This is a genomic window from Roseateles sp., from assembly GCF_039595595.1.
Classification (GTDB): domain Bacteria; phylum Pseudomonadota; class Gammaproteobacteria; order Burkholderiales; family Burkholderiaceae_C; genus Roseateles.
The window spans coordinates 179934-200725 of the sequence record NZ_JBCNLG010000009.1; the positions used below are offsets into that span (position 1 = coordinate 179934).

At 67.4% G+C, this 20792-nt stretch carries 18 protein-coding genes and 3 tRNA genes; 17 read left to right on the forward strand and 4 right to left on the reverse strand.

Features of this window, described 5'->3' with window-relative positions; translation table 11 throughout:
• Positions 1-3 precede the first annotated feature (3 nt).
• The gene (locus ABDW61_RS13705) at positions 4-1608 is read right to left on the reverse strand and encodes a helicase HerA-like C-terminal domain-containing protein (RefSeq protein WP_343639373.1); all 1605 of its coding nucleotides are present in this window, start codon (positions 1606-1608) and stop codon (positions 4-6) included.
• 103 nt (positions 1609-1711) lie between these two features.
• Between ABDW61_RS13705 and ABDW61_RS13710 the strand changes: the two genes are divergently transcribed.
• From ABDW61_RS13710 to rng, 8 genes are all read left to right on the forward strand, one after another.
• Positions 1712-2437, forward strand: a complete 726-nt coding sequence (locus tag ABDW61_RS13710; RefSeq protein WP_343639375.1) for a YebC/PmpR family DNA-binding transcriptional regulator — start codon at positions 1712-1714, stop codon at positions 2435-2437.
• The gene (gene purD, locus ABDW61_RS13715; protein WP_343639376.1) at positions 2434-3714 is read left to right on the forward strand and encodes a phosphoribosylamine--glycine ligase; all 1281 of its coding nucleotides are present in this window, start codon (positions 2434-2436) and stop codon (positions 3712-3714) included. The genes ABDW61_RS13710 and purD overlap by 4 nt, the downstream gene beginning before the upstream one ends.
• Before the next feature lie 122 nt (positions 3715-3836).
• On the forward strand, positions 3837-4772 hold the full coding sequence (hemF, locus tag ABDW61_RS13720) for an oxygen-dependent coproporphyrinogen oxidase (RefSeq protein ID WP_343639378.1): 936 nt from the start codon (positions 3837-3839) through the stop codon (positions 4770-4772).
• A 10-nt stretch (positions 4773-4782) separates the two neighbouring features.
• The gene (nadD, locus tag ABDW61_RS13725; RefSeq protein ID WP_343639380.1) at positions 4783-5409 is read left to right on the forward strand and encodes a nicotinate-nucleotide adenylyltransferase; all 627 of its coding nucleotides are present in this window, start codon (positions 4783-4785) and stop codon (positions 5407-5409) included.
• On the forward strand, positions 5410-6270 hold the full coding sequence (gene rsfS / locus ABDW61_RS13730) for a ribosome silencing factor (protein ID WP_343639382.1): 861 nt from the start codon (positions 5410-5412) through the stop codon (positions 6268-6270).
• 4 nt (positions 6271-6274) lie between these two features.
• The gene (gene rlmH, locus ABDW61_RS13735) at positions 6275-6745 is read left to right on the forward strand and encodes a 23S rRNA (pseudouridine(1915)-N(3))-methyltransferase RlmH (RefSeq protein WP_343639384.1); all 471 of its coding nucleotides are present in this window, start codon (positions 6275-6277) and stop codon (positions 6743-6745) included.
• A 7-nt stretch (positions 6746-6752) separates the two neighbouring features.
• A complete protein-coding gene (locus tag ABDW61_RS13740; protein ID WP_343639386.1) occupies positions 6753-7376 on the forward strand; it encodes a nucleoside triphosphate pyrophosphatase in 624 nt (207 codons plus the stop codon).
• Between the two features lie 95 nt (positions 7377-7471).
• Positions 7472-8965, forward strand: a complete 1494-nt coding sequence (rng, locus tag ABDW61_RS13745) for a ribonuclease G (protein ID WP_343639388.1) — start codon at positions 7472-7474, stop codon at positions 8963-8965.
• A 41-nt stretch (positions 8966-9006) separates the two neighbouring features.
• Here the strand turns inward: rng and ABDW61_RS13750 are convergent, their stop codons facing one another.
• Together ABDW61_RS13750 and ABDW61_RS13755 are read right to left on the reverse strand one after the other, a co-directional pair.
• Complete coding sequence (locus tag ABDW61_RS13750) at positions 9007-9603, reverse strand: hypothetical protein (protein WP_343639390.1); 597 nt, start codon at positions 9601-9603, stop codon at positions 9007-9009.
• Positions 9600-10394 (reverse strand): tripartite tricarboxylate transporter substrate-binding protein, encoded by a 795-nt coding sequence (locus tag ABDW61_RS13755; RefSeq protein WP_343639392.1) that lies wholly within the window; start codon positions 10392-10394, stop codon positions 9600-9602. Before ABDW61_RS13755 ends, ABDW61_RS13750 begins: the two co-directional genes overlap by 4 nt.
• Positions 10395-10637: 243 nt before the next feature.
• On the opposite strand from ABDW61_RS13755, the gene tolB reads away from it, so the two are divergent.
• The 7 genes from tolB (at position 10638) to ABDW61_RS13790 (ending at position 14966) form a co-directional block, all read left to right on the forward strand.
• The gene (tolB, locus tag ABDW61_RS13760; RefSeq protein ID WP_343639394.1) at positions 10638-11963 is read left to right on the forward strand and encodes a Tol-Pal system beta propeller repeat protein TolB; all 1326 of its coding nucleotides are present in this window, start codon (positions 10638-10640) and stop codon (positions 11961-11963) included.
• Positions 11964-12228: 265 nt separating this feature from the next.
• The gene (pal, locus tag ABDW61_RS13765) at positions 12229-12759 is read left to right on the forward strand and encodes a peptidoglycan-associated lipoprotein Pal (RefSeq protein ID WP_343639396.1); all 531 of its coding nucleotides are present in this window, start codon (positions 12229-12231) and stop codon (positions 12757-12759) included.
• A 9-nt stretch (positions 12760-12768) separates the two neighbouring features.
• Entirely contained in the window at positions 12769-13578 is an 810-nt protein-coding gene (ybgF, locus tag ABDW61_RS13770; protein WP_343639398.1) for a tol-pal system protein YbgF, read from the forward strand.
• A gap of 56 nt (positions 13579-13634) precedes the next feature.
• A complete protein-coding gene (locus ABDW61_RS13775; RefSeq protein WP_343639399.1) occupies positions 13635-14447 on the forward strand; it encodes a tRNA threonylcarbamoyladenosine dehydratase in 813 nt (270 codons plus the stop codon).
• A gap of 88 nt (positions 14448-14535) precedes the next feature.
• A tRNA-Lys gene (locus ABDW61_RS13780) sits at positions 14536-14611 on the forward strand.
• A 24-nt stretch (positions 14612-14635) separates the two neighbouring features.
• A tRNA-Lys gene (locus tag ABDW61_RS13785) sits at positions 14636-14711 on the forward strand.
• A 179-nt stretch (positions 14712-14890) separates the two neighbouring features.
• Positions 14891-14966, forward strand: a tRNA-Lys gene (locus ABDW61_RS13790).
• A 118-nt stretch (positions 14967-15084) separates the two neighbouring features.
• Here ABDW61_RS13790 and ABDW61_RS13795 read toward each other — a convergent pair.
• A complete protein-coding gene (locus ABDW61_RS13795) occupies positions 15085-16041 on the reverse strand; it encodes a capsular polysaccharide synthesis protein (RefSeq protein ID WP_343639401.1) in 957 nt (318 codons plus the stop codon).
• 275 nt (positions 16042-16316) lie between these two features.
• On the opposite strand from ABDW61_RS13795, the gene apbC reads away from it, so the two are divergent.
• Together apbC and fdnG are read left to right on the forward strand one after the other, a co-directional pair.
• The gene (gene apbC / locus ABDW61_RS13800; RefSeq protein ID WP_343639430.1) at positions 16317-17411 is read left to right on the forward strand and encodes an iron-sulfur cluster carrier protein ApbC; all 1095 of its coding nucleotides are present in this window, start codon (positions 16317-16319) and stop codon (positions 17409-17411) included.
• Between the two features lie 308 nt (positions 17412-17719).
• Complete coding sequence (gene fdnG / locus ABDW61_RS13805) at positions 17720-20788, forward strand: formate dehydrogenase-N subunit alpha (RefSeq protein WP_343639402.1); 3069 nt, start codon at positions 17720-17722, stop codon at positions 20786-20788.
• The last annotated feature ends 4 nt before the right edge of the window (positions 20789-20792 follow it).

A 20792-nucleotide genomic window follows, 5' to 3' on the forward strand; every position in this document is an offset into this window, starting at 1 on the left:
CGCTCAGCGGCGCTTGGAGCCGCCGAGCAGACTGCCGAGCACGCCGCGGACGATCTCGCGTCCGACCGACGAGCCGATCGAGCGCAGCGCCGACTTGGCCGCCGTCTCCGCCAAGCCTTCGTGGCGTCCACCGCGCGGGCCGGTGCTGCCGAACAGCACGTCCTTGAGCCCGTCCAGCATGCCGCCGCCCTGATCCGGCTGTGGCGCCGGCGCGGCGCGGCCGCCGCCGGTCCGCAAGGCGTTGTCCGCCTCGTCGGCCATCGATCCGCCGCGCGCTGGTGACTGCTGCTGTTGCTGCTGTTGCTGCTGGCGCTGCTGTGCCGCGGGCGTCGCGGCGGCGCGGCCGGTGAGCTTCTCGTAGGCCGACTCGCGGTCGACCTGCTTCTCGTACACCCCCGCGACCAGCGAGCCCGCGATCAAGGCCTTGCGCTGCTCGGGCGTGATCGGGCCGATCTGGCTGCCCGGCGGCAGCACGAAGACGCGCTCGGTGATGCAGGGCCGGCCCTTCTCGTCGAGCAGGCTGACCAGCGCCTCGCCGACGCCCAGTTCGGTGATCGCCATCGCGATGTCGAGTCCCGCCTTGGGCCGCATCGTGTCGGCCGCGGCCTTGACCGCTTTCTGATCGCGCGGCGTGAACGCGCGCAGCGCGTGCTGCACCCGGTTGCCGAGCTGGCCCAGCACCGTGTCCGGAATGTCCAGCGGGTTCTGCGTCACGAAGTACACGCCGACGCCCTTGGACCGCACCAGCCGCACGACCAGCTCGATGCGCTCGACCAGCGCCGACGGCGCATCCTTGAACAGCAGATGCGCCTCGTCGAAGAAGAACACCAGCTTGGGTTTGTCCAGGTCGCCGACCTCGGGCAGCGTCTCGAACAGCTCCGACAACATCCACAGCAGGAAGGTCGCGTACAGCCGCGGCGCGGCCATCAGCTTGTCGGCGGCCAGGATGTTGATCACACCCAGGCCGTCCGTGGTCTGCATGAAATCGTGGATGTCGAGCATCGGCTCGCCGAAGAACTTGTCCCCGCCCTGGGCCTCGATCTGCAGCAGCCCGCGCTGGATCGCGCCGACGCTGGCGGCCGAGACGTTGCCGTACTGGGTGGTGAAGTCGCTGGCGTTGTCGCCCACGTGCTGCAGCATTGCGCGCAGGTCCTTCAGGTCCAGCAGCGCCAGGCCCTGGTCGTCGGCGATCTTGAACACCATCTGCAGCACGCCGGCCTGGGTCTCGTTGAGCCCCAGCATCCGCGACAGCAGCAGCGGGCCCATGTCGGAGACCGTCGCGCGCACCGGATGGCCCTGTTCGCCGAACACATCCCACAGCGTCGTCGGACACGCGATCGCGGCGGGCGGCTCGATGCCGCGCTCCTTCAGCACGGCCAGCAGCTTGGCCGACGGCGCGCCGGCCTGCGAGATGCCGGTCAGGTCGCCCTTGACGTCCGCCATGAACACCGGAACGCCCATCTGGCTGAACGATTCAGCCAGTTTCTGGAGACTGATCGTCTTGCCGGTGCCGGTCGCGCCGGTGATCAGACCGTGGCGGTTGGCCAACGCGGGGAGCAGCTGACATTCGATGTCGCCGTGGCGGGCCAGCAGGATCGGGTCGGCCATGCGCAAGTCTCCAGAGGCAAAAAGCTAAAATCGCAGTCTAACGAAGCATCAACAGCGCCGGCCCGGACTTTTTCCGGGCCGTCGTTCATAGGAGAACGAGCACATGGCAGGGCATTCCAAATGGGCCAACATCCAGCACCGCAAGGGCCGCCAGGACGAGAAGCGCGGAAAGATCTGGACCCGCCTGACGCGTGAAATCATCGTCGCGGCCCGCACCGGCGGCGGCGACATCGCGATGAATCCCCGCCTGCGTCTGGCCATCGACAAGGCCAAGGCCGCCAACATGCCGGCCGACAACATCAAGCGCAACGTCGACAAGGCCACCGGCAACCTCGACGGCGTCACCTACGAGGAAATCCGCTACGAGGGCTACGGCATCGGCGGAGCGGCCATCATCGTCGACTGCATGACCGACAACCGCGTGCGCACCGTTGCCGAGGTCCGTCACGCGTTCAGCAAGTACGGCGGCAACCTGGGCACCGAAGGCTCGGTCGCCTTCCAGTTCAAGCACTGCGGCCAGCTGGTGTTCGCGCCCGGCACCTCCGAGGACAAGGTCATGGAGGTCGCGCTCGAGGCCGGCGCCGAGGACGTGGTCACCGACGAGGACGGCGCCATCGAGGTGCTGACCGCCCCGGGCGACTACGAGACGGTGAAGCACGCGCTCGAGGCCGCGGGCCTGAAGCCCGAGATCGCCGAGGTGACGATGCGCGCCGAGAACACCATCGACCTGGCCGGCGACGATGCCGCGCGCATGCAGAAGCTGCTCGACGTCATCGAGGACCTGGACGACGTCCAGGAGGTCTATCACAACGCGAGCCTGTCCGAATGAAGGTCCTGGTCCTTGGCAATGGTGGCCGCGAGCACGCGCTGGCCTGGCGGCTGGCGCAGGGCGAGCGCGTCACGCAGGTGTTCGTGGCGCCCGGCAACGGCGGCACCGCGCGCGATCCGCTGCTGAAGAACGTCCCGATCACCGACGTGAAGGCGCTGGCCGACTTCGCCGTCGAGCAGAAGATCGCGCTGACGGTGGTCGGCCCCGAGGCCTTCCTGGCGGCGGGCGTCGTCGACGAGTTCCGCGCCCGCGGCCTGCGCATCTTCGGCCCCACCAAGGCGGCTGCGCAGCTGGAGAGCTCCAAGGCCTTCGCCAAGGAGTTCATGAAGCGCCACGGCATCCCGACCGCCGCCTACGAAACCTTCAGCGACGCCGCGCTGGCCCATGCCTACGTCGACGCGCAGGGCGCGCCCATCGTCATCAAGGCCGACGGCCTGGCGGCGGGCAAGGGCGTGGTCGTGGCGATGACGCTGGCCGAGGCGCATGAGGCGATCGACTGGATCCTGGCCGACAACAAGCTCGGCGTGGTCCACAACGAGGGCGGCGCGCGCGTCGTCATCGAGCAGTTCCTCGAAGGCGAGGAGGCCAGCTTCATCGTGCTGTGCGACGGCAAGAACGTGCTGCCGCTGGCCACCAGCCAGGACCACAAGCGGCTGCTCGACGGCGACCAGGGGCCCAACACCGGCGGCATGGGCGCGTACTCGCCGGCGCCGGTGGTGACGCCCAACGTCCACGCCAAGGCGATGCACGAGATCATCATGCCGACGATCCAGGGCATGGCCCGCGACGGCGCCCCGTTCACCGGCTTCCTGTACGCCGGCCTGATGATCGACGCGCAGGGCCAGCCGCGCACCGTCGAGTTCAACACCCGCATGGGCGACCCCGAGACGCAGCCGATCATGATGCGTCTGAAGAGCGACCTGTTCGAAGTCCTGATGCACGCCACCGACGGCACGCTCGACCAGGTGGAGCTGCAGTGGGACCGCCGCGCGGCGCTGGGCGTCGTGATGGCCGCGGGCGGCTATCCGCTGTCGCCGCGCAAGGGCGACGCGATCACCGGCCTGCCCGAGGATGCCGAGGACGCGATGGTGTTCCATGCCGGCACCGCGATGCAGGACGACAAGCTGGTCACCAGCGGCGGCCGCGTGCTGTGCGTGACCGCGCTGGGCGAGGCCGTGCGCCATGCCCAGCAACTGGCCTACCAGACCGCGCAGTCGATCCAGTTCGACGGCAAGCAGTACCGCCAGGACATCGGCCACCGCGCGATCAAACGCTGAGCTGACGTGGCCCCTTCCGCTCCCCGCCGCCGGACCGGCGCGCTGACGCCGATGGCCGGCGGCAGCGCGCGTCTGCGTCGATCACTGGCCCCTCACATTCCCGCTCAGGACGGAGATCCCCGATGAACACGCAGTTGGTGCGCGACTACCTGCTCGGCCTGCAGCAGCGGATCGTGACGACGCTGGAGCGGCTCGACGGCCAGGCCTTCATCGCCGATGCCTGGCAGCGCGAACCCGGCGGCCGCCTCGAAGGCGACGGCCTGGTGCGCCTGATCGAGAACGGCGCGGTGTTCGAGCGCGGCGGCGTGAACTTCTCGCACGTGCGCGGCCGGGTGCTGCCGCCTTCGGCGACGGCGCATCGGCCCGAGCTGGCCGGCTCCCCGTTCGAGGCCATGGGCGTCTCGCTGGTGATGCACCCGCACAACCCCTTCGTGCCGACCGTCCACATGAACGTGCGCATGTTCGCCGCGCTGCCCGCGGACCGCGACCCGGTCGTGTGGTTCGGCGGCGGCATGGACCTGACGCCGTACTACGGCTTCGAGCGCGATGCGCAGCACTTCCATCGCACCTGCCGCGCCGCGCTGGAGCCGCATGGCCAGGACCTCTACCCGCGCTTCAAGCAGTGGTGCGACGAGTACTTCCACCTGAAGCATCGCAATGAGCCGCGCGGCGTCGGCGGCATCTTCTTCGACGACTACGCCGAGGGCGGTTTCGATCAGGCCTTCGGCCTGCTGCAGTCGGTGGGCGACGCCTTCCTGCCGGCCTACGAGCCCATCGTCGAGCGCCGTCATGGGCTGGCCTATGGCGAGCGCGAGCGTGACTTCCAGGCTTACCGCCGCGGCCGCTACGTCGAGTTCAATCTCGTCTTCGACCGGGGCACGCTGTTCGGCCTGCAGTCGGGCGGGCGCACCGAATCCATCCTGATGTCGATGCCGCCGGTGGCGCGCTGGCGCTACGACTGGTCGCCGGAGGAGGGCTCGCCCGAGGCGCGGCTCTACAGCGACTTCCTCCGCCCGCGCGAGTGGGCGGACGAGGTGCCGACGCACCTCTGGTTCTGAAGGGTCCCGAGTGAGCAGCAGCCATTCGAACCGCGCGCGACAGGTCGGATGGTTCGGCGGGTCGTTCGATCCGGTCCATCGCGCGCACCTGGCGCTGGCGCGCGCGGCGCTCGAGCAGCTGCGGCTCGATGAGGTCCGCTGGGTCGTCGCCGGACAGCCCTGGCAGAAGTCGGGCCGCCGGATGGCGCCGGCCGCGGACCGCGCCGCGATGGTGCGGCTGATGGTCGACGGTGAGGGGGGCGATGCCCGCTTCGTCCTCGACGATCGCGAAATCACACGCGCCGGGCCGAGCTACACGCTCGACTCGGTGCGCGAGTATTGGCGGGAGCGCCCGGACGACGCGCTCTGGCTGATCCTCGGACAGGACCAGTTGGCCGGCTTGACGAGCTGGAACGGCTGGGAGGAACTGGTCGAGCGCATGGGGCTGGCGGTGGCCGCCCGCGCGCAGGACGAAGTGAGGGCGCCGGCGGCGCTGCTGGAACGGCCGCACCGGCTGGTCAAGCTGACGATGCCGGCGCTGCAATGGTCATCCACCGAGGTCCGCCAACTGGCGGCCGAGGGCGCTGACGTGAGGCCCGTGGTGGGCGACGAGGTGGCGGGGTATATTGCCCGGCACCGTCTCTACAGTGAGAACTGAATGGACATCAAGAAACTGGAACGTGCCATCGTCGATGGTCTGGAGGATGTGAAGGGCCAGGACATCCTGGTCTTCGACACCGAGCGCCTGTCGCCGCTGTTCGAGCGCGTGATCATCGCGTCGGGCACGAGCAACCGGCAGACCAAGGCGCTGGCCTCCAGCGTGCGCGAGACGGTCAAGAAGCGCGGCATGCAGGTCATGCGCACCGAGGGCGAGGACAACGGCGAATGGATCATCGTCGACTGCGGCGCGGCCGTGGTCCATCTGATGCAGCCGGCGATCCGCCAGTATTACCACCTCGAGGAGATCTGGGGCGGCAAGCCGGTCAAGCTCAAGCTGGGCAATACCGGCACGAAGCTGGTGAAGGCGTCCGAGCCGATGGACGAGGACGAGGACGACGCGCCCAAGGCGAAGAAGGCCGCGGCCAAGAAGCCGGCGAAGGCCAAGGCCAAGGCGGAGGACGGCGAGACCGTCGCCACCGCGTCCAAGAAGGCGCCCACGCGCGCGACGGGCACCAAGTCCGCCGCCGCCAAGACGGGCGCCAAGGCGGGCGCCAAGGCAGCGGGTGCCAAGACCGCCAAGCCGGCGGCGAAGTCCGCCGCCAAGCCCGCGGCGAAGAAGACGAGCGCGAGGTCCGCCGAGGCGACGCCCGCCGCCAAGACCGCTCGCAAGACCGCCGCCGCCAAGGCGCCGGTCGAGACGGTGAAGGTCGGCTCGAAGAAGCCGGCGACGAAGAAGGTTTCGCCCAAGGTCGCCGCTGCGGCGAAGACGGCCAGACCCGCCGCCAAGAAAGCCGGCGCCAAGCCCGCCGCAAAGAAGACGACGGTGAAGACCGGCACGAAGTCCAAGGCCAAGGCCTGACCCCGTGCGGCTGGTGCTGTGCGCGGTCGGCCAGAAGATGCCGGCCTGGGCCGATGAGGCCTATGAGGATTTCGCCAAGCGCTTCCCGCCGGAGATGCGGCTGGAGTTGAAGGCGGTGAAGGCGGAACCGCGCACCACCGGCAAGTCGACGGAGCAGTTGATGGCGGCCGAGGCTCAGCGCCTCGATGCCGCCTGCCCGAAGGGGGCGCGGCGCGTGGTGCTCGACGAGCGCGGAGAGCGAGTCACGAGCAGGCAGCTTGCGCAGCGGCTCGAGACCTGGCGCGGCGACGGCCGCGATGTCGCGATCTTCATCGGCGGCCCCGACGGCCTGGACGACAGCATCAAATCGCGTGCCGACGAGAAGCTGCGTCTCTCCGACCTGACGCTGCCGCACGCGTTCGTTCGCGTGCTGCTGGCTGAAGGCCTCTACCGCGCCTGGTCCGTGATGGAAGGGCATCCGTACCACCGCGAGTGAATCGCCCATGTCCGACACCACCGCCCCTTTCGCCTTCGTCTATCTCGCCTCGCAGAGCCCGCGCCGCCGTCAACTGCTCGAGCAGATCGGCATCCGCCATGAACTGCTGCTGCCGGGCGCCGACGAGGACGCCGAGGCGCTCGAAGCGCTGATCGACGGCGAATCGCCCGACGACTACGTGCGGCGGGTGACCGCGGCGAAACTTCATGCCGCACTGCAGCGTCGCGAGCGAAGAGGCCTGTCGCCCGCGCCGGTGCTGTGCTTGGACACCACGGTCGCGCTGGGGGACCGCATCCTCGGCAAACCCGGCGACGCCGCGCATGCGGCGGCCATGCTGGCCAGCCTGTCGGGACGCGAGCATCGCGTGCTCACCGCGGTCGCCGTCGGCCTGCCGGATGGCCGCGTGCTGAGCGCGGTCAACGTGTCGCAGGTGCGCTTCGCGGAGATCGGCCAAGCCCGGCTCGATGCCTACGTGGCCTCGGGGGAACCCATGGGCAAGGCCGGCGCCTATGCGATACAAAGTCAGGCCGCCGCCTGGATCGAGCACATCGCCGGCAGTTATTCGGGCATCATGGGCCTGCCGTTGTTCGAAACGGCGCAGTTGCTGCGGGAGGCCGGCTTCGTGGTCTGAGGCCAGCAAGGATAGACAGACACAAGGCGATCCCGAAGGCGACTCGAGCGTTGCCGCCAGCCCCGAGGCTGACGAGAGCGCTGGAGCACAAGAACATGGAAGACATCCTGATCAACTGGTCGCCGCAGGAGACGCGCGTGGCCGTGGTCGAGAACGGAGCCGTGCAGGAACTGCACATCGAGCGCACGCTGGAACGCGGCCTCGTCGGCAACGTCTATCTCGGCAAGGTGGCCCGGGTGCTGCCGGGCATGCAGTCCGCCTTCATCGACATCGGCCTGGAACGCGCGGCCTTCCTGCACGTCGCGGACCTGCACCTGAACGGCGTGAATCCGCGTGGCCACCACGGGCCGCATGGCGAGAGCGGCCAGGCGGTCCCGATCGAACGCCTGGTCTACGAGGGGCAGGCCTTGACCGTGCAGGTCATCAAGGACCCGATCGGGACCAAGGGCGCGCGGCTGTCGACGCAGATCTCGATCGCCGGCCGGCTGCTGGTGCACCTGCCGCAGGACAACCACATCGGGATCTCGCAGAAGATCGGTTCGCCCGAAGCCCGCGACGCGCTGCGTGCGCGCATGCAGACGCTGGTGTCGGCCGGCGTGCAAGACGGCAACACCGGCGGCTTCATCCTGCGGACCAACGCGGAAGAAGCGAGCGATGAGGAGCTCGGCGCCGACATCGCCTACCTGCGCAAGACCTGGGCGTCCATCCGCGACAAATCGCTGAAACTGCCGCCCGGGAGCCTGCTGTACCAGGACCTGAGCCTGGTCGAGCGCGTGCTGCGCGACCTGGCCAGCGAGCGCACGAACTCGATCCGGATCGATTCGGCGCTGCAGCACGACGTCGTGCGCCGCTTCGGCGAGACCTACATGCCGGCCGCGACCGCCAAGCTGGAGCTGTACCGTGGCGAGCGTCCGATCTTCGACCTGCACAACATCGATGCCGAGATCGCCCGCGCGCTGGCGCGGCGGGTGGACCTGAAGTCCGGGGGGTATCTGATCATCGATCAGACCGAGGCGATGACGACGATCGACGTCAACACCGGCGGCTTCGTCGGCGCGCGCAACTTCGACGACACGATCTTCAAGACCAATCTCGAGGCGGCCGGCGCGATCGCGCGTCAGCTGCGGCTGCGCAACCTGGGCGGGATCATCATCGTCGACTTCATCGACATGACGCGCGAGGAGCACAAGACCGCGGTCCTGCAGGAGTTCCGCAAGCAGTTGAACCGCGATCGCACGAAGGTGACGATCGGCGGCTTCACGCAATTGGGGCTGGTCGAGCTGACGCGCAAGCGCACGCGCGAGTCGCTGGCCCGCATGCTCTGCGAGCCGTGCCCGACTTGCGAGGCGCGCGGCCAGGTCAAGACCGCGCGCAGCATCTGCTACGAGATCATGCGGGAGATCCTGCGCGAATCCCGGCAGTTCAATCCCAAGGAGTTCCGCGTCGTGGCCGCGGCCAATGTCGTGGAAATGCTGCTCGACGAGGAGAGCCAGCATCTGGCGGGGCTTTCGGACTTCATCGGCAAGCCGATCTCGCTGACCGCCGAGCCCACCAACCAGACCGAGCATTACGACATCGTGCTGATGTGACGGGCGCCGCGCCGTGGCGCGGCGGCAGGTGGCTGGCCTGCTCAGGCGAGGTTGAGGCGCAGGCTGGCGAGCAGCCTGCGCGCCGCATCCAGGTCGTACGCGAAGGGCCAGGGCACCGTTGTCACACCTTCCTCGAACCCACCGCAAGCCAGCGCCGCGGCCTGACGCACGCACACCGCCGGCGCATGGTCGTGGATCAGTCCGGCCGCGGCGGTGGCCGCCGCGGTCGCGGCGTCCCGCATGCCCATCGGCGACAGCTCCAGGTAGGACAGCGCACGGGGCGTCAGCCGTTCATGCACCTCGACGAAGGAGAGCCGGGAGATCTCGGCCACGCGGCTGCGCTCATCGAGGTCTTCCATCGCGACGCGATGACCGAGCTGATGCAGCGTGGCCAGCAGCACCTCGCGCAGCCGGCGGCCGTGAATCAGCGCCTCCGAGGACGCCACGCGCATGCCTGGCGGGAGCGAGCCCGTGTCGACGCGGAAGCTGCGGAACATCAGCAGGCCCGCCAGCCGCGCCGCGCCGAGGATCTGCGTCTGCGCGTGGGCCAGGCCGTCATCGGTCACCACATGGACGCGGACCAGCCGGTGGAAATGCGCGGACGCCGCGACCAAGTGCTTGAAGGCGATGCCGCTCATGGGGCCTCCTTGGGAATGATTTCCCACAGTTCCGTGCCGGTCTGCGCCAAGGCGATCCGCACGCGAGGATCGTCGATCACCTGGCGCCATTCCTCGCGCAAGCGCGCGGCGAGTGCCGGCGGCAGACGCGGCGGCGCGAGCAGCGCGTTCCAGGTCGGGACGTCACGCGCCACCAGGTCCTTGAAGTCCTCTGCATCGGGCGGGTTGTCGAGCGACGTGAGCGATTGCGGGAACATCGGCTCGACCCGGCGGGCTGGGGGGGCGGCGAGCGCGCGCAGCGCGGCGGGCGAGGTCAGCGGGGACTTCAAAGGCGCCAGCCAATCGCCGAACATGCCGGGTGGGAAGACCGTGACGAAGGGGTGCAGGCCGACGCGCGCCAGCGGCGTGAAGTCCGACGCCGATGCGGTGGGCGGGGCGAAGGGGTCGTCTGGAAGGCGGGGCGGGCGCTCCAGCAATGGGCTCGACGTGAGGAGCAGCGTGCGCCCGTCAGGCGCCGCCATGACCACCTGGCGGGCCGCGACGTAGCCCTGGCGGTCGGGCAGGTTCCGGACCACGACCGGCTCGCCCGATCGCTGCGTCCACACCGCGGCCATCGCGCGGGCCACCTGGTCCGGGCCGCTGCCGGCGCTGAAGGGGGTCACCAGGGCCACGAAGGGCGTCTCCGGTACCGTCTCGGGGTTTGGGGGCGTCGCGGCCAGCGCCGCCCTGAAGAGGGCCGCGAACAGCAGCCACAGGATCGCGATCAGCCAGGGCCGGAGCCGGTCGCGCAGCCGCGATTGGGAGTCAGCCATCGGTGTCCTTCCAGCCCCCGAGACCTTCGCGGGCGAAGCAGGCATTCTGGGAATCCAGCGCAGGCGCGACCATGGCCCGAACTCGTGGATGCCGCCGGCTCCGCTGACTGATTCAGGTGGCGCGCCGACTCGCATCAGGGTGGCGCGCCGTTTGCCAGCCGCCTTGCCCTTTGTAACCTCGCCGATTCGTAACATCCTCACGGGCCTCGGGCACAATCAGGCCTCCATTCGTTCCGCAAGCCGATGAGCACCAAGACGATTGCCTCCCCCTCCGCTCTTCCTCCTCAAGGCAATGGCGCGCTGACGCGCCGCGGACTGCTCGGCGGTCTGGCTGCCGGGTTGACGCTGCCATCCTTCGCGCAGTTCCGGGTCGAGATCGCCGGTGTCGGCGCGACGCGCGTGCCGATCGCGATCAGCGATTTCGCCAATGAATCGGCCACCGGCCAGCCGCTCGCGGCCATCATCCGCGCCGACCTCGAGCGCAGCGGCCAGTTCAGCCTCGTGCCGGGCCAGTCCGGGATGTCCGAGACCTCGCAACCTCAGTTCGCCGACTGGCGCGCCCGCGCCGCCGATGCGCTGGCGGCTGGCTCCGCGGCGCGGCTGGCGGACGGCCGCTTCGACGTTCGCTACCGGCTCTGGGACGTGGTCAAGGGCACCGACCTGGGCAGCGAGAGCGTGCCGGTGGTCCCGGCCGACCTGCGTCTGGCGGCGCACAAGATCGCCGACACGATCTACCAGAAGCTCACTGGCGAGCGCGGCGTTTTCGCGACGCGGCTCGTCTACGTGAACAAGGCCGGCCCGCGCTATTCGCTGCGCGTGGCCGACGCGGACGGCGAGGGCGAGCAGACCGTGCTCAACAGTCCGGAGGCGATCATCTCGCCGGCCTGGTCGCCCGATGGCAACGAAGTGGCCTACGTCAGCTTCGAGACCCGCAAGGCGGTCGTCTGGATCCAGGACTTGCGCAGCGGCAAGCGGCGCAAGGTCGCGGACTTCCGCGGCACCAACAGCGCACCGTCGTTCTCGCCGAATGGCCAGCAACTGGTGGTCACGCTGTCGCGCGAGGGCGGCTCGCAGCTGTATCTGATCAATCGTGACGGCTCGGGCGCCAAGCGTCTGACGCAGAGCTCGGCGATCGACACCGAGGCGCGCTTCTCGCCCGATGGCGCGCAGATCTACTTCGTCAGCGACCGCGGCGGCGCGCCGCAGATCTACCGCATGCCGGCCTCGGGCGGCAACGCGGAGCGCGTGACCTTCAACGGCAACTACAACATCAGCCCGTCCATCAGCCCGGACGGCCGCACGATGGCCTACGTGACCCGCATCGGCGGCGGCACCTTCAAGCTGTGCGTGATGGACCTGGGCAGCGGGCAGGTCCAGCAGATCACCGACACCAGCGACGACGAGCGCCCCAGCTTCGCCCCCAACGGCAAGCTGATCGTCTACGCGACCCGTTCCGGCGGCCGGGACGTGCTGATGACGACGACGCTGGACGGCAAGGTCAAGGCCAAGCTCGCCACGCCGGGCGTCTCCGACATCCGCGAGCCCGCCTGGGGCCCGTTCGGCACCTGATCCGGCGTGCACCGGCTCGAGACACCTCCGCCTTTCGCAACGCCGGGCACACGGTTTGCCTACGTTGGCGTCGCGCTTCGCCCGTCCTGTGCGAAGCGTGAGCGTGACGCGTCGAGCGCTCGTTCGCGGGTGGCGGCTGGCCCCGCGAATGTGTTAGCCGATGCTTCACAATCGCTGTTTCCCGCGGCTTCACCAGCGGCGCTGTCCGGCCGCGACGTCCTGCCCGTACTCCCCCGCACGCTTTGACCCATAGGAGCGAATGTCCATGAAATTCGAAAAACTGATGCTTGGCCTGGTGGCCGCGGCCGCCCTGTCCGCTTGCAGCTCCACCAAGCTTGACGAGCCCGCGCAGGTCGAGACCAAGGAACCGGTCAAGACCGAACAGGCGCCGCAGGTCGACCCGAACGCCAACGCGCAGCGCAAGGTCGAGACCGTCGACCTGGGCGCGCAGCTGGACGCCGCCGTGTCCAACCAGCGCATCGTGTACTTCGACTTCGACAGCTTCGTCGTCAAGGACGAGTACCGCAGCCTGATCGAGAACCACGCCAAGCGTCTGAACAACAAGAAGACGCTGCAACTGAGCCTGGAAGGCCACGCCGACGAGCGCGGCGGCCGCGAGTACAACCTGGCCCTGGGCCAGAAGCGCGCCGAAGCCGTCGCCAAGTCGCTGACGCTGCTGGGCGTGTCCTCGAACCAGGTCGAGCCGGTGAGCTTCGGCAAGGAGCGCCCGGCCGACACGGGCCACAACGAAGAAGCCTGGGCCAAGAACCGTCGCGTCGAACTGCGCGACAAGTAATCCGGTGACATGAGCATGCTGCGACTCTCCCGTTCCATCCCCTTCGCGCCGGGCGCCGTGGTCAAGGCCACGATGCTGGGCGTGCTGCTGGCGCTGAGCGCCGCTGGCCCCGCGCGGGCGGCGCTGTTCGACGACGACGAGGCGCGCAAGGCGATCCTCGACCTGCGCGCCAAGATGGCTCAGAACGAGGAGGCGCAGCGTGCCCGTGTCGCGGACCTGCAGGCCCAGCTCGAGACCGCACGGCGCGGTCTGCTGGACCTGTCCGGACAGATCGACGGGCTGAAGTCCGAACTGGCCAAGCTGCGCGGCCAGAACGAGCAGCTGGCGCGCGATCTGTCCGACACCCAGCGCAAGGTGTCGGACCAGTCGGCCACCCTCGACAACCGGCTGCGCCCGCTGGAGCCGCAGAAGGTGTCGCTGGACGGCAAGGAATTCCAGGCCGATCCGGAAGAGAAGCGTCAGTTCGACGCGGCCATGGGCCTGATCCGCCGCGGCGATTTCAATGAGGCAGTCTCCGCCTTCTCGACCTTCCTGACGCGTTTCCCGGCGAGCGGTTATTCCGATTCGGTCCGCTTCTGGCTGGGCAACGCGCAGTACGGCAAGCGCGATTACAAGGGCGCGATCGCGACCTTCAAGTCCTTTGTCGCCGCCAACCCGGAGCACCCGCGCGCGGCCGAGAGCCTGCTGGCGATCGCGAACTGCCAGATCGAGCTCAAGGACACGAAGAGCGCGCGCAAGACGCTGGACGATCTGCAGAAGGCCTATCCCGGCACCGAGGCCGCGAAGGCCGCCAAGGAACGACAGGCCGGCCTGCGCTGAGCGCGGTCTGGCGGGTTCACTTTCTCGCGAGGCGCGCCTGATGGCGCGCAACCACCTTGACCCAGGACTCCGGGCACGGCCCCCTTGACCTCGAAGCGGACGCGGAGCGCCGTTTCGGCGGCTTGCGCCGTCTGCATGGTGAGCGCGACTACGCGCGGCTGCGCGCGGCACGCTTCTGCGTCGTCGGACTCGGCGGCGTGGGCTCCTGGGTGGTGGAGGCGCTCGCGCGCATGGGCGTGGCGCGGCTGGTGCTGATCGATCTCGATCATGTCGCCGAATCCAACATCAACCGCCAGGTGCAGGCGCTGGGCAGCACGCTCGGCATGGCCAAGGCGCAAGCGCTCAAGCAGCGCATCGCCGACATCCATCCCGGCTGCGAGGTCCTCACCATCGAAGACTTCGTCGACGACACCAATTGGCCGGCGCTGCTGGGCGACGTGCAGGTGGACGGCATCGTCGACGCCTGCGACCAGGTGCGTGCCAAGGCGCAGATCGCGGCTTGGGCGAGGGCGCTCCAGCTGCCGCAGATCTGCATCGGCGCCGCGGGGGGCAAGCACCGGCCGCAGGACGTCGAGATCCTGGATCTCTCCGCGACGACGCACGATCCGCTGCTCGCCAATCTGCGGCAGCGGCTGCGCAAGTTCCACGCGGCGCCGCGGCAGGGCGAGATGGGGGTGACCTGCGTCTTCTCACGCGAGCCGGTGACGCGGCCCGAGGGCGTCCAGGCCTGTGACCTCGATGGCAACCTCAATTGCCACGGCTATGGCTCGAGCGTCGCGGTCACGGCGGGCTTCGGCATGGTCGCGGCGGCGGAACTGGTGAAGAGATATTTGAAGGCACTTGCGCGAGCGCAAAAATCCGTCCTATAATCTGTGGCTCTGCTGAGGGGCAAACAACCTCAAAGCGCAGTAGCGGAGGTCGGGGCATCCCGGCCTTCACTGCTTGAAGCACGGCTTCGGGTCGTTAGCTCAGTCGGTAGAGCAGCGGACTTTTAATCCGTTGGTCGCAGGTTCGAATCCTGCACGACCCACCATTTGCTTCAGATGGTATTTCTCGGGGGCTCTTAGCTCAGTTGGTAGAGCAGCGGACTCTTAATCCGTTGGTCGTAGGTTCGAATCCTACAGGGCCCACCAACCGATCCTGATCCGATCGTCGCAGTGAAAAACTCGCCACAGGCGTGCGATTCACGGATGATGGAACGATGTCAGAGGGGAATCGGTTCTGAGAGGACTGAATATCTGACATAATCTCGGCTTCGCGAGATTCACCGATGGGTGACGCGAAACGAGTGACGCGAAACGAAAAGAATTTCGGGCTCTTAGCTCAGTTGGTAGAGCAGCGGACTCTTAATCCGTTGGTCGTAGGTTCGAATCCTACAGGGCCCACCAAAATACGCGCTGATATCGAATACGCCAGTATCGAATCAGGTCGCGAACGAAAAGGCTGCAGCAGACGCTGCAGCCTTTTTTCATTCTGACGGATGGAATCGCGGGGCAGGCGACGAATTCAAGCTTGTGGCCGGGTCGCGAGTTCTGGCAATTCGGTCGCGACCAAGCTTAGCGGGAGCGGACCTTCATGCGCGCACTGCATGCCCAGACGCTTTCGCTCAGGGCCGCGGAGCTTCACCAGCGGCGTGTCCTCGCGGCGCCCCCATCCCAGCAGGGCCAGCATCAAGCGCCAACGGCGCCAACCGGTGCGCGATTGGTAGAAGTAGGCTGAATCCTCCGCCGGCAGCAGATGGAGATTGAATGGACCGTCGCGCCGAAGCACGACGCGGGCGGCCACATGCATGATGAGGTAGTGGGGCGCGTCGATGCCGGCCAGCAGTTCATGGCGCGCGTCGCCGAGGCGATCCAGATACGTTGTTTCGCCGAGCGCCATGGCCCAGCGCAATTCGGCTTCCCAGGCGAGGATGAACGGATCCTGCGGTGGCGCCGCGAAGCACCAGTTCTCCAGATAGGGCCAAGCGCCGGCTGCGCCGGCTAGCGGATCTCCGCCGCGCAGGTGGAAGCCGGCGAATCCCCGCTTTCGCGTGGCCAGCGCCAACAGCCATTCTGGCGAGCGCGTGAGGAACAGGCTGGCGTCCAGCCACAGCCCGCCGTGTTGGCCGATCAGCGCCACCCGCAGCCAATCCGCCTGCCGATAGGCGGGCCACGTATCGAAGGCCAGTGGCAGCGGCCGATTGCCGAGCGCAGCGGGTGCCGTGTCGCGATGCAGCACGTGGACCGTGTAGCCCGGGGCGTGTCGCCGCCAGTTGGCGGCGCAGGCCGCGACGACCGGCGGCAGATCCGCCGAATGCCAGTAACTCCAGATGATGCGCGGGACCGGCCGCCGGGATTGCGGCGTGTGCGCGCGGCTGGTCCAGGCCTTGAGCGACGGCGAACGGTGAGTCCAAAGACGATGAAGGCCGCTGGCGACAGGGCTCATCAATCGCAAGAGAGCCGCGCAGATCTTGAGTTTCATGGGCGAGCATGCTCGGTGCGGCCTCGCCTGCAACGCTATGGCCTCAATCGGTTGATTCGCTCGGATTGCTGACCCATCCGAGTGGGTGACGTGCCTTATTTGGTCAAGGAGACGCGTCTTGTGGCCGTTCGCCCCGCCGCTTGGCGACTTTTCAGGCTGGGCTAGACTGCCCGGCGAAATGTCCGCTCCGAGCGTGACGCTGCCGCGCGGTGATCTGCCGCGGCCCTCCTTTTTTCGACTCCCGGGCCGTCACGGCCTGCTTCGCCGTTTTCCACATGTCCCAGATCTCAGAAGTCCAACTGCTCCAGGCCCTGCAACAGGTCGTCGATCCGAATACGGGGCGCGATTTCGTCTCGACGAAGCAATTGCGCCATCTGAAGCTGGATGGTGATGCGGTCAGTTTCGAGGTCGAAGTGGGTTACCCGGCCGCGAGCCAGATCGATGCGTTGCGGGCGGCGCTGGTCGCGGCGGCGCGGACGGTGCCGGGCGTTGCCAATGTCAGCGTCGGCATCGTCTCGAAGATCGTTGCGCACGCGGTGCAACGCGGTGTCCAGTTGCTGCCTGGCGTGAAGAACATCATCGCGGTCGCGTCAGGAAAAGGGGGCGTCGGCAAGAGCACGACGGCGGCCAACCTGGCGCTGGCCTTGTCGGCCGAGGGGGCCACGGTGGGGCTGCTCGATGCCGACATCTATGGCCCCAGCATTCCGCTGATGCTGGGCGTCCACGGCCGGCCGGAGAGCACCGATGGCCAGACGATGGAGCCGCTGGTCTCGTACGGGCTGCAGCTGATGTCGATCGGTTTCCTGGTCGAGGATGACCAGGCCATGGTGTGGCGGGGCCCGATGGCGACGCAGGCGCTGGAGCAATTGCTTCGCCAGACGCGCTGGCGCGATCTGGACTATCTGGTCATCGACATGCCGCCGGGCACGGGCGACATCCAGTTGACGTTGTCGCAGCGGGTGCCGGTGAGCGGATCGGTGATCGTGACGACGCCGCAGGACATCGCGCTGATCGATGCGAAGAAGGGTCTGAAGATGTTCGAGAAGGTCGGCGTGCCGATCCTGGGCATTGTCGAGAACATGGCCATCCATATCTGCGGCAACTGTGGTCATGCCGAGCACATTTTCGGCAGTGGTGGAGGCCAACGCATGGCGGACCAGTATGGGCAGGAATTGCTGGGCTCGTTGCCGCTGGCGCTGTCGATCCGTGAGCAGGCCGACAGTGGCAAGCCCACGGTCGTTGCCGAACCGGACGGCCCGCACGCGCAGGCCTACAAGCAGATCGCTCGCAAGGTCGCGGTGAAGCTTGCCGGCCAAGCGAAGGACTACTCGTCGAAGTTCCCGACGATCACCGTCTCCAAGAACACCTGACCGCCCCGTCCGCCTCTCAAGGGCCGTTGCCGTGCTGCGCTGCAACGAGAGCCCCGCGAGCGGGTGCCCCTCGAAGCGAACCCTGACCGAAGGGAAGACTGTGAGCGCAGAGGGGCACCCGCTCGCGGGGCTCATCGCGCTGCTCTGCGCCTGAACGCTGCCGTGCGCCCACCGTTCCATCGCGTGATGAGAGGGTGACTCCTGATTGGACAAAGTGCTGGCTTTGTGCCGAAATGCCGAGACGGGCCGCGTGACGGTCGTGCGTTTCACCCAGGTCGGCAACGGCGCCGAACCCAGGAGGGCACAAGATGGACATGAACCGGAGGCATTTCTTCCGGGTGAGCGGGGCGGCCGTGATGGGCTCGAGCCTTGTCGCGTTGGGGTTCTCTCCGACTGCGGCTCTGGCTGAGACGCGCCAGTTCAAGCTTGCCCGGGCGACGGAGACCCGCAACACCTGTCCCTACTGCTCGGTGGGTTGCGGGATCATCATGTATGCGCTGGGCGACAAGGCGAAGAACGTCACTGCCGACATTGTGCATATCGAGGGTGATCCGGATCATCCGGTGAATCGTGGCACCTTGTGTCCGAAGGGGGCGGGTCTGCTGGATTTCGTGCACAGCCCCAACCGGTTGAAGTATCCGGAGATCCGTGAGGCGGGTGCCAAGGCGTGGAGGCGAGTGAGCTGGGACGAGGCGATGGATCGTTTCGTCAAGCTGCTCAAGGCGGACCGTGATGCCAACTTCATTGCGAAGAATGGTGACGGCAAGACGGTGAACCGCTGGCTCTCGACCGGCATGATCTGCGCTTCCGCGTCTTCGAATGAGTCGGGCTACATCACCCACAAGGCGATGCGTTCGACGGGGATGCTGGCGTTCGACAACCAGGCGCGCGTCTGACACGGACCGACGGTGGCCAGTCTGGCCCCGACGTTCGGCCGCGGCGCGATGACCAACCATTGGGTGGACATCAAGAACGCCGATCTCGTGCTGATCATGGGTGGCAATGCTGCCGAGGCGCATCCTTGCGGTTTCAAGTGGGTGATCGAGGCCAAGCATCACAACAAGGCCCGGCTGATCGTGGTCGATCCGCGCTTCACGCGGTCGGCGGCGATGAGCGATTACTACGCGCCGATTCGCGCGGGGTCTGACATCGCGTTCCTGGGTGGTGTCATCAACTACCTGCTGAGCAACGACAAGATCCAGAAGGAATACGTCCGCCATTACACGAACGCGCCCTTCCTCATCAATGAGGGCTACAAGTTCGAGGATGGTTTGTTTTCGGGCTACGACGAGGCCAAGCGCGCGTACAACAACGCGTCCTGGGCCTATGAGATGGACGAGAAGGGCTTCGCGAAGGTGGACATGACGATGCAGCACCCGCGCTGCGTGCTCAACGTCATGAAGCAGCATTTTTCGCGCTACACGCCGGAGAAGGTCAGCGAGATCTGCGGCACGCCCAAGGACAGGTTCCTGGAGATCTGCAAGCAGATCGCCGCGACCTCGGTCCCGGGCAAGGTGATGACGGTGATGTATGCGCTGGGCTGGACGCAGCACAGCCAGGGCTCGCAGATCATCCGCACCGGCGCGCTGATGCAGCTGCTGCTGGGCAACATCGGGCAGCCTGGCGGCGGCATGAACGCGCTGCGCGGCCACAGCAACATCCAGGGTCTGACTGACCTGGGGCTGCTGTCGACCTCGCTGACCGGCTACATGACGCTGCCCAAGGACTCGGAGCAGGACCTCGAGACCTACTACAAGACCAAGGCGCTCAAGCCGCTGCGTCCCAACCAGATGAGCTTCTGGCAGAACTATCCGAAGTTCTTCGTCAGCCAGCAGAAGTCGTGGTGGGGCAAGGCCGCGACCAAGGAGAACGACTGGGCCTTCCACTATCTGCCCAAGTGGGACAAGGGCTATGACGTGCTGCAGGCCTTCGAGCTGATGCATCAGGGCAAGGTCAACGGCTACATCTGCCAGGGCTTCAACCCGGTGGGCAGCTTCCCCAACAAGAAAAAGGTGGTGGAGAGCCTGTCGAAGCTGAAGTTTCTCGCGATCATCGACCCGCTCAACACCGAGACCGCCGAGTTCTGGAAGAACTACGGCGAGCACAACGACGTGAAGAGCGAGGAGATCCAGACGGTGGTGTTCCGCTTCCCGAGCACCTGCTTCGCGGAGGAGGAGGGCTCGCTGACCAACTCGGGCCGCTGGCTGCAGTGGCACTGGAAGGGCGCCGAGCCGCCGGGCGAGGCCAAGGGCGACGCCGAGATCATCGCGGAGATCTTCCTGCGCCTGCGCGCCGCGTATCAGAAGGATGGCGGCGCCTTCCCGGATCCGATCGTCAACCTGAGCTGGCCGTACAAGATTCCGAACAGCCCCTCGGCCGAGGAACTGGCGATGGAATACAACGGCAAGGCGCTGGCCGACGTCACCGATCCGAAGGATGCGACGAAGGTGCTGGCCAAGGCGGGCGAGCAGCTCTCGGGCTTTGGTCTGCTGCGCGACGACGGCAGCACCGCCAGCGGCTGCTGGATCTATGCCGGCGCCTGGACGCAGGCGGGCAACCAGATGGCGCGGCGCGACAACAGCGACCCGTGGGGCATCGGCCAGACGCTGAACTGGGCCTGGGCCTGGCCGGCCAACCGGCGCGTGCTCTACAACGCGGCCTCCTGCGATCCGACCGGCAAGCCCTGGAATCCGAAGCGGCGCCTGGTGAGTTTCACCGACAAGTGGGGCGGCTCGGACGTGCCGGACATCCGTCCGGACGCCAATCCGAACGACGAGGACGCGGTGCGGCCCTTCATCATGACCGCCGAAGGCGTGGCGCGGCTGTTCGCGCCCAGCGGCATGGTGGACGGCCCGCTGCCGGAGCACTACGAGCCCTTCGAGTCGCCGCTGACGGCCAACCCGCTGCACCCGAACAACCCCAAGGCGATGAACAACCCCGCCGGCCGGGTCTTCAAGGGCGATCGGGAGCAATTCGGCAAGCCGGACAAGTTCCCTTACGTGGCCACGAGCTACCGGCTCACCGAGCACTTCCACTACTGGACCAAGAACGTGCGCACCAGCGCCGTGATCCAGCCGCAGCAGTTCGTGGAGATCGGGGAGGAACTCGCGAAGGAGAAGGGCATCGCCAATGGCGATCAGGTGAAGGTCAGTTCCAACCGCGGCTACATCAAGGCGGTGGCGGTGGTGACCAAGCGCGTGGCGTCGCTGGATGTCGGCGGCAAGCGGGTCCACACGGTGGGTCTGCCCAATCACTGGGGCTTCGTCGGCGTGGCCAAGCCCGGTTATCTGGTGAACACGCTGACCCCCTTCGTGGGGGATGCGAACACCCAGACGCCGGAGTTCAAGAGCTTCACCGTCAACATCGAGAAGGCTTGACCAT